The 7,868-nt window shown below is 44.4% G+C and carries 8 protein-coding genes; all 8 read right to left on the bottom strand.

The window, feature by feature from the left end:
• Positions 1-116: 116 nt before the first annotated feature.
• The 8 genes from IBX48_RS09110 to IBX48_RS09075 all read right to left on the bottom strand — a co-directional run bounded on the left by IBX48_RS09110 (position 117) and on the right by IBX48_RS09075 (position 7,728).
• On the bottom strand, positions 117-1,481 hold the full coding sequence (locus tag IBX48_RS09110) for a sigma-54 dependent transcriptional regulator (protein WP_296833545.1): 1,365 nt from the start codon (positions 1,479-1,481) through the stop codon (positions 117-119).
• On the bottom strand, positions 1,478-2,626 hold the full coding sequence (locus tag IBX48_RS09105) for an ATP-binding protein (protein ID WP_296833542.1): 1,149 nt from the start codon (positions 2,624-2,626) through the stop codon (positions 1,478-1,480). The genes IBX48_RS09110 and IBX48_RS09105 overlap by 4 nt, the downstream gene beginning before the upstream one ends.
• Positions 2,619-3,752, bottom strand: a complete 1,134-nt coding sequence (locus IBX48_RS09100; RefSeq protein WP_296833540.1) for a sigma 54-interacting transcriptional regulator — start codon at positions 3,750-3,752, stop codon at positions 2,619-2,621. The genes IBX48_RS09105 and IBX48_RS09100 overlap by 8 nt, the downstream gene beginning before the upstream one ends.
• Before the next feature lie 111 nt (positions 3,753-3,863).
• Positions 3,864-4,178, bottom strand: coding sequence for a flagellar protein FliT (locus IBX48_RS09095; RefSeq protein WP_296833537.1), 315 nt, complete (start codon positions 4,176-4,178; stop codon positions 3,864-3,866).
• Positions 4,178-4,627, bottom strand: a complete 450-nt coding sequence (gene fliS, locus IBX48_RS09090; RefSeq protein WP_296833535.1) for a flagellar export chaperone FliS — start codon at positions 4,625-4,627, stop codon at positions 4,178-4,180. Before fliS ends, IBX48_RS09095 begins: the two co-directional genes overlap by 1 nt.
• Before the next feature lie 18 nt (positions 4,628-4,645).
• Entirely contained in the window at positions 4,646-6,652 is a 2,007-nt protein-coding gene (gene fliD / locus IBX48_RS09085; RefSeq protein WP_296833532.1) for a flagellar filament capping protein FliD, read from the bottom strand.
• Positions 6,653-6,821: 169 nt separating this feature from the next.
• The gene (locus IBX48_RS09080; protein ID WP_296833529.1) at positions 6,822-7,298 is read right to left on the bottom strand and encodes a flagellar protein FlaG; all 477 of its coding nucleotides are present in this window, start codon (positions 7,296-7,298) and stop codon (positions 6,822-6,824) included.
• Positions 7,299-7,326: 28 nt separating this feature from the next.
• Positions 7,327-7,728: a flagellar protein FlaG gene (locus tag IBX48_RS09075; protein ID WP_296833526.1), complete on the bottom strand. Its 402-nt coding sequence runs from the start codon at positions 7,726-7,728 to the stop codon at positions 7,327-7,329.
• Between the last annotated feature and the right edge of the window lie 140 nt (positions 7,729-7,868).

The raw sequence follows: 7,868 nt of genomic DNA, 5'->3' as shown, positions 1-7,868 counted from the left end.
TTGATCTGACAAACTTGGCGTTGCCAGAATTCATTCTGGGTTAATCGAGGTGCCCTATTGATTATTATCACATAACCAGCAAGTCATATGCCAATAAAACATTTTTTATCAGGCTATTAAGAAATTTCAACACCCTGCTCTTTAAGTCTAGCTAGCTTATAACGCAACGTGCGCGGACTCAAGTTTAAATCATCGGCTGTTTTTTGACGATGGCCTTTATTTCGTTTGAGAGCGGTTAATATCAACTCGACTTCTCGTGCTTTTAAATCAAGACTGTCTTCGTTTCCCTTGGCCAACGTATCTTCATCCATCTTAATCGCGCGCGTTCTCTCTGGGCTAGCTGCCATCGGCGATCGAGTATGGTCGCCATCAAACAATAAGTCTTGCTCATTAATCGCATCCCCGACCATCATCACCAAGGCGCGCTGAATCACGTTATCCAGTTCACGTATGTTACCTGGCCAAGCATATTCTATCAATTTTTTTAAAGCGGGCGCCGAAATAACCGGTTGCACACGTGCGTTTGCACAGCGCCGACATAAGAGTTTTTCGGCAATCGCGGCAATATCTTTGGGGCGTTCGCGCAACGGCGGTAAATGCACAGGGAACACATTTAAGCGATAAAACAAATCCTCGCGAAAGCGCCCGTCCGAAATCGCAGATTTCATATCCACATTTGACGCGCTAAGCACGCGCAAATCTAATTGAATCGACTTGATCGAACCAATACGTTCGACTTCTCGCTCTTGTAATACGCGCAACAACTTCGCTTGTAAGTCCGGCTTCATCTCACCAATTTCATCTAAAAAAATCGTGCCGTTTTGAGCTTGTTCAAACTTACCCGGCATGGCTTTCATTGCACCGGTAAATGCGCCTTTTTCATAACCAAACAACACCGCTTCTAGCATGTTTTCGGGGATCGCCGCACAGTTGATCGCCACAAACGGCTGTTCACGACGCTCGGATTGCTGGTGAATATAACGCGCCAATACCTCTTTACCTGTGCCACTTTCACCACTGATCATCACACTGGCTTCGCTTTGTGCCACTTTATTGGCCATCAATTTAATTTGAGTGGTCACCGGATCGGCCACAATAAAGTCATCTACTGATGAGGCATCACGATTAAAATAAGCTTTGGCTTTTTCCACCAACACGCCCGCTTCAAACGGCTTAACCATATAATCCACCGCGCCTTCTTTCATCGCCTCTACCGCCTGTTCAATCGTGCCATAAGCGGTCATCAGAACAATCGGCAGATACGGTTTTAAAGCTCGGATGCGTTTCATCAGATTATAGCCATCCATGCCATCCATGCGTATATCTGAAAACACCATGCCAATATCATCATCCAAGGCGACCAAAGCCTCTTCAGCCGAGCTCACGGCTAACACCTCAAACTCATTCAGCATGAGAATATCCGTTAAAGCTTCTTGAAGTTCTGGATCATCTTCAACTACCAAAATCTTCGCAATACTCATCTCACCACATCCTCTTTAATCAAAGGCAAACGTATCCCAAATTGCGCGCCCTGGCCTGGTTTAGAACGCACCCAAGCTTCACCGCCATGTGCTTCGGCAACGGTTCGCACCACCGCCAAACCTAGCCCTGTGCCTTTAGCACGGCTGGTATAAAAGGGTTCAAATATTTTCTCTTGAATCGCCAGGTCAATGCCGGGACCTTGGTCAGATACAATTAAATCTACCCAGCCATCGGCTGACTCATGAATCCGGATATCAATGCTAGCACGCATTCGCACCACATCTATGGCATTAACCACCAGGTTTTGCAAGGCGGTCATCAACGAATCATGATCACCCTTAACCACCAGGCCTGGTGCTTTATTTTTAATATTCAATTGACTGTCACTATTAACCACCTGCTGTTCAACGGCCGATTGCAGACTTTCGACGAGCCCGTCTAAGTCAATAATAGCTTCACCCACGCTGCCGCCTTTCGCATACTGCAGCATATCCTTAACCAGACCATCCAAATGCTTAAGACTTAACAAGCTCTTATTGACAAATTTATGGCGTTTATCTTCCGCCAAGCCGTCAGACGAAAGTTGGGACACATACAACAAAGCGGCCGCCAAAGGCGTGCGAATTTGGTGCGCGAGTGAGGCCGCCATTTCGCCCATCGAACGCAAACGCTGATGGCGGTTTATATGGTCCTGCAGCTGACGTGCGGACGTCACATCCTGAATCAATAAAATCTTACCTAAGGTCGTGTCTAATGGTACCTGAGATAATTGATAAATGGTTTTGTTATGTGTAATCAGCTCTTGCGCATCATTGGTGCTTAAAAAAACCCGCCGCACTACGTCGTTCCATGCCTGTCCGTAAGCTTCATCGCCCAAAATAGACTGCGCGCTTGGGTTCATCTCAATAATTTGATTATGCACATTTAACACAATTACACCGGCGGGCAACAGCGTTAATAAACGTTCTAAACGATCCGCTACGCGGCGTTTTTCGGAATCACTTTGGGCTAATTGTTGTTGTAAGTGAACCACCTGGTTTTGCAAGGCTTCATAGGCTTGAGTCAGTTGATCCGATGTTTGGTTAAATAAAGCAAAAGCTTGCTCCAATTCTTCCAAACGATCTTTTTCGACCTGATTAAGCAATATAAAGCTCCTTTAAATCGTGTTTGCGGATTTTTTCGATCAAGGTGGTTCGGTTCACTTGCAACAGTTTGGCGGCTTGCGATACATTGCCTTTCGTGGTTTGCAATGCGCCACAAATCACTTCCAATTCAACCTGCTGTAAATAGGTTTTCATCGGCAAGCCGGCATGCAAATCAAAACTGGGTATATCCACCAGGCCTGGTGCTTCTATGGTTTGAGACATTGGATGGTTATGGCTATATTCATGGCTCGTATCTGGTATAAAGGCACGACATTCATCGTCTTCACTAAAGTGATTAGACAACAAAAAAGCCATCTCATCTTCAATCAAACCGAGGGGTAACTGATCTTTAGAGTGAGGTTCACGATAGCGTTCCGGCAAGTCCTCCAACCGAATCCGTTTACCGGCAAAACTCACCGCTAAACTTTCAACCAAACATTCCAGCTCGCGTATATTGCCCGGCCAATCGTAGTCTTTTAAAGACTCTAATGCCGCCTTATCTAACAAGGGCGGTGAAACATCGGTAGACTGGACTTTGGCGAATAACACCTGAAACAACGACTCAATATCGTCGGTGCGTTCACGCAGGGGCGGCATATGCAAAATATGTGAACGAAACAAGGCGTAAAGCGAGCCCGAGAAATAGCCTTCATCAACCAAATGCACCAAGTTTTCGGTCGCACCCACCACCAAACGTATATTCACTTTTAAAGGTGTCTGCGCGCCCATGGGGTAAAATTCCCCTTGCTGCAAAGCGTGTAAGATCTTTAATTGAATCGGCATAGGTAAATGATCAACATCATCCAAGAACAAGGTGCCATCGTGAGCTAATTCTAACCGCCCTTTTCGAGCCGTAATCGCGCCTTGAAACGCGCCCTGTACATGGCCAAAAATTTCGGATTCCAACAACTCGTGCGGAATCGCCGCGCAATTAAAACCCACAAATGAGGCCGATGCTCTGGCCGATTCGTAATGCAATTCATGCGCAGCCGACTCTTTGCCAGTGCTCGATTCACCCAAAATCAAAACAGGCGCATCCGTCGCGGCCAGATCGGTGATCGAATCATAAAGAGTCTGCATAAGCTGGCTTTCGCCAACCAAGGTAGAAAAAAGATTTAAAGACATGTTCTCGCCGCAAGTGAAATTTTTAGACATTCTACTCTCAAAAAAAGCAAAAGTGTCAAAATTTCGTCAAGCAAGAATTAAAAGATTACTTATAATTAGAACAAAAGGAACTTATTTTTGAGGTGTTTCTAGATACTGCTGCATCGCCTTAATATTACGGCCTTCGGCATTTTGCAAAGCAAGAATACGCGTCTGCTCTTGTTTTATCAAGGTTTGTATTTGCTCATTCTGCTCAAGCAACTGAGCCGATAAAGCTCGACCCTGTTGTTCAGGCAAATCGACATTCAAAAAAAAACCTTCCAACATGGGTTGAAATTGATCCTCCAATCGACGCAACTCATCCCAGCGTTGTTGTTGCGCACACACCAACATTTGCTGGGAATGCGCGATCAATTTTAACTGCTCAGATACCTTTGGCTTAATCACTATTGTGCTGCCCGTTTTTGACGCATGACCTTTAGTTGATCCTGTGTCAAGTTTTGGTAATCAGCCGGCATCTCGCCCCAAGCGCCATCCAAATTTTTAAGTAGCTCAACCACTTCGTTAATCATTTCTACATCATTTTTAGCAGAAGCTTGAAAGGTTCGGCGCACCATATAGTCGTACAAAGCCCAAAGATTGCCTGCAACTTCACCACCAGCATCCATGTCCAAACCCGCTTTTAAGCCATGCAGAATGGAGATAACTTTATTAATATGTTCGGCTTTTTTTGCATAGTCTTTGCGCTCAACAAACACCTTAGCTACGCCTAGATTTTTAATCGCGGCCTCATAGAGTAATTTTATTAATTTATGAGGCGTCGCTTCAACTACGGCGGTTTCAACATAATTATTAGCATATTGTTGAGCAAATTTATTACGCATTGCTAAGCTCATTTTTAGCTCCCTGTCTAATTATTGCTGAGGTCTATTATAGGTTTGAGTCAAAAAGCTTTGAGTTTCCTGCATCTGCGACATGATCGACTGCATCATGGAAAACTGCATACGATACTTCATTTCCATTTTTTCAAATCGCACATCAATCTTCTCACGTCTTTCTTCAAGCTCACCCAAGCGATCATTTAAAGAGTTCACGCGCTGTCCGATTAAGCCTGTATCCGCCTCTAAAACATTATTGATAGTATTGAACATTTTACTACCAAAGCCTTCGGTAAAATCAATCGTGCCTCTCGGTCCAATAGCACCGCCCTGCACTTCGAACTTCAAGCCTCTTATATCAGCTGCTGCGCCGGAAGAATCTACCGCGAAATCAGAAATATTTACTTTACGGCCATCATTCATGTCCGCATAAGCCCCAATATTTACGGTTGCGCCATTACTCATGGTAAGCGTACCATCCACATTCTGGCCGATATCGGTTGCCGCTGCACTAAACCCAGCTGGCGCAAACGCTGATATATCAACCCCTGAAGTCGAACCAAAACGATTTGATGTAATGTTTAAATTGCTAGCCGCATCTAAACTCACACTCACGCGCGCGCCAGAAGCCATAATATCGGCATTGCCATTAATGGCCGCCGCCATTGCTGCGGCAAACTCTTGCGGGCTGGCGTAATTTTGTGCGGCAAGTGTAATATCAACCACTGCACCGCCATCAACACCAATGCTAAAGGTTCTTTCCGCCGCTGTCATAGCTGATAAATCTACCCCACCGGCCGCAACCGCGGTATCACCCGCGACTGTGGCACGCTCAGCCACCTGAGTGATATTCAATGCATAACTACCTTCAAGTGTCCTAGCCGAACTACCAGTGACATCAACAAAATTATCGGTAGCCGTTCCACCCGCTGAAAACAACGTGGCAATAGAACCCATATCAGAGTTAATAACCGAATTGAGTTGCGCTTCGTCTAGCTGCATTTGACCATAGCGGTCAAATGAAATCCCCACACTCGACAGTGAATCAAAAGAACCAGTTGCACCGGCTAATTCGCCTCTCATAGACTCTCGAATTTGCGTTCTTAAATCTCTCAACAAGCTGTTACCCGCCAAGTCACCAGTAAACTCTTTTTCAGGGTCTTCCATTTCAGCTGCGGTTAATGGCTTATAAGAACCTAACTCTTTCAAAATAGTATCTAACTGGTTGTAAACCAGAACAAAGTCTTTGATTGCTGTCACGGCCGATTCGGTATCGCTTGCAATCGATACGACCTGGGTCGTGCCAACCGCTTGTGAGTTGAGATTAAAGGTGACACCATTTACAACATCTGAAAAAGAGTTAGTCGAATTGGATACCTGAACGCCATTCAGCTTCATAATCGCATCCTGACCTTCAGCACCCGGTACCGCCGCAAACTCATCCGCACCAGCAAAATCTGGATGACCAGTTACTGTAAACTGACTTGCCGCTCCGGTTTGATTTGCACTCATCATCAACTGATATTGCCCACCATTATTAATAATCGAGGCCGTCACCCCCAGACCCGATGCATTAATCGTGCGCTGCAAACCTTCCAAGGTATTATTAGAATCATCAATCGTAATATCTTGGCCGTTAATCGTCATCGTACCATTCGAAATGGCATCATATTGCGAACCAAAGGTTTTGCCTGAAATAACCGTATGCGCTTGAGCCAACTGCATCGATTCAATATTATACGAACCCGCTGTGGCTGAACCCGTTATAGAAGCCGACACAACGGCTTCATTAGAAGAACTTACGTTATTTTTTGTGAACAAATCTGGCGAAGCCAGATCTTTTGCATAGGTATTAAAAGCGGTTAAGTTGGCTTGCAAGTACTTCAAGGCATTTAACTCGGTATTATATTTTTCAGATTTACGCTCAACAATATTTAACGGCCCTGCCACATCAGCTTCAGCCAAAACCTTCGCCATGTTTCCGACATCAAATGAACTCTTAGTTAGTGAGTTTAAAAGCGTACTACCAATTTCGTTAGCCATAATACTTCTCCTGGTCAGGGCGTTTATTGCAAAAGTTCTAAGCGACTTTTATACCAACACAAACGCTTTGATTTACTCTGTATAAAAGATAACGACCATTAAATTAAAAACTTTAGAAATTTATCTGAAAAAAAGCGGCCATAAAGACCGCTAACACACAAGGGAAACATTACACCTGCTGGTTAGTAAACAACCCCACCGGCATTGAATTTGGACTATCACTAAACCCATTGTTAACCTGCTTTAGATAAGCATCAATGTTTTTAGCAATACGAAGAAAGTCTTCTGAAGGAATCTGCATTATCAACTCATCGGTTTGAGCATTCTTAATCGCAATCACCATTTTATCGGTTAATTCATCACGCTCAAATCTTAGATAGTTGGTTTTTGAAGCCTCTAATTGGGTATTTGCAACACGCACAGCCTGATCTAACGCTTCAGGCGTTGCTTGTTTCGTTTCGACAGGCGCAACCGCACTTTCCGAGCGACCGTCATTTTGTTTGGGCGACGCAGTTTTTAAAACATCCGTTAGCTGCGTCGGATATCGTCCATTACCATCATTGTTAAAAGACGTGAACGAATTTTTTGTAGCATTTACATAAACCTGATTTGACACCGTAGTAGCCAGCCTGGTTAACTCGCTCATGGTGAATACTCCCTAACAAAGTCATCATCTATATGATTTCATTGAATAAGGCGCCTGTCAATTGTTGTTTATCCATGCCAGAGCTTGGTTGTTGCATTAAATAGTTTTGAATATTCTTCATTACTTGCAATGCGCCTTCGGTCGGATATTGCTTAATCACCTCATCGGTTTGACTGTCAACAATTCGAACAATCGGTCGATTGGTTTCAACATCCCGATCAAAACTGACACTTAAACCATATTGTGAAAGCGCATCACTGACACGTTCAACATCAACCTCCAACAGCTCAGCTTTAGTTACCTCTGGTTGATTAACCGGTTTCGATTTCTCAACTTGTTCAACAGCAGGCCTCGTTTTTTGCTCAACCTGAGATGAACTGGAAGTATCCGTTCGGTATCCAATATTATTTGAAAGTCCAGACGTTTCCATGACCTTCTCCTTTAATTAGTAAAGGCCGACGCCCTAACAAGTTAGAGCGCCTACAAGCCTAGTCAATTATCTCAGTAACGACAATACGTTCTGTGATTGCTGGTTCGCTTGACCCAACATCGCCATACCCGCTTGCTGCA

Source organism: Thiomicrospira sp. (assembly GCF_014859555.1).
Taxonomy (GTDB): domain Bacteria; phylum Pseudomonadota; class Gammaproteobacteria; order Thiomicrospirales; family Thiomicrospiraceae; genus Thiomicrospira.
Note: the sequence above shows the minus strand (reverse complement) of the source record. Positions and strands in the feature narration are given on the sequence as shown.

Excerpts from the sequence above, each read along its gene's own strand:
- fliS (WP_296833535.1), bottom strand. The coding sequence starts at position 4,627 with ATGAGCTTAGCAATGCGTAATAAATTTGCTCAACAATATGCTAATAAT.
- IBX48_RS09100 (WP_296833540.1), bottom strand. The coding sequence starts at position 3,752 with ATGTCTTTAAATCTTTTTTCTACCTTGGTTGGCGAAAGCCAGCTTATG.
- IBX48_RS09080 (WP_296833529.1), bottom strand. The coding sequence starts at position 7,298 with ATGAGCGAGTTAACCAGGCTGGCTACTACGGTGTCAAATCAGGTTTAT.
- IBX48_RS09110 (WP_296833545.1), bottom strand. The coding sequence starts at position 1,481 with ATGAGTATTGCGAAGATTTTGGTAGTTGAAGATGATCCAGAACTTCAA.
- fliD (WP_296833532.1), bottom strand. The coding sequence starts at position 6,652 with ATGGCTAACGAAATTGGTAGTACGCTTTTAAACTCACTAACTAAGAGT.
- IBX48_RS09075 (WP_296833526.1), bottom strand. The coding sequence starts at position 7,728 with ATGGAAACGTCTGGACTTTCAAATAATATTGGATACCGAACGGATACT.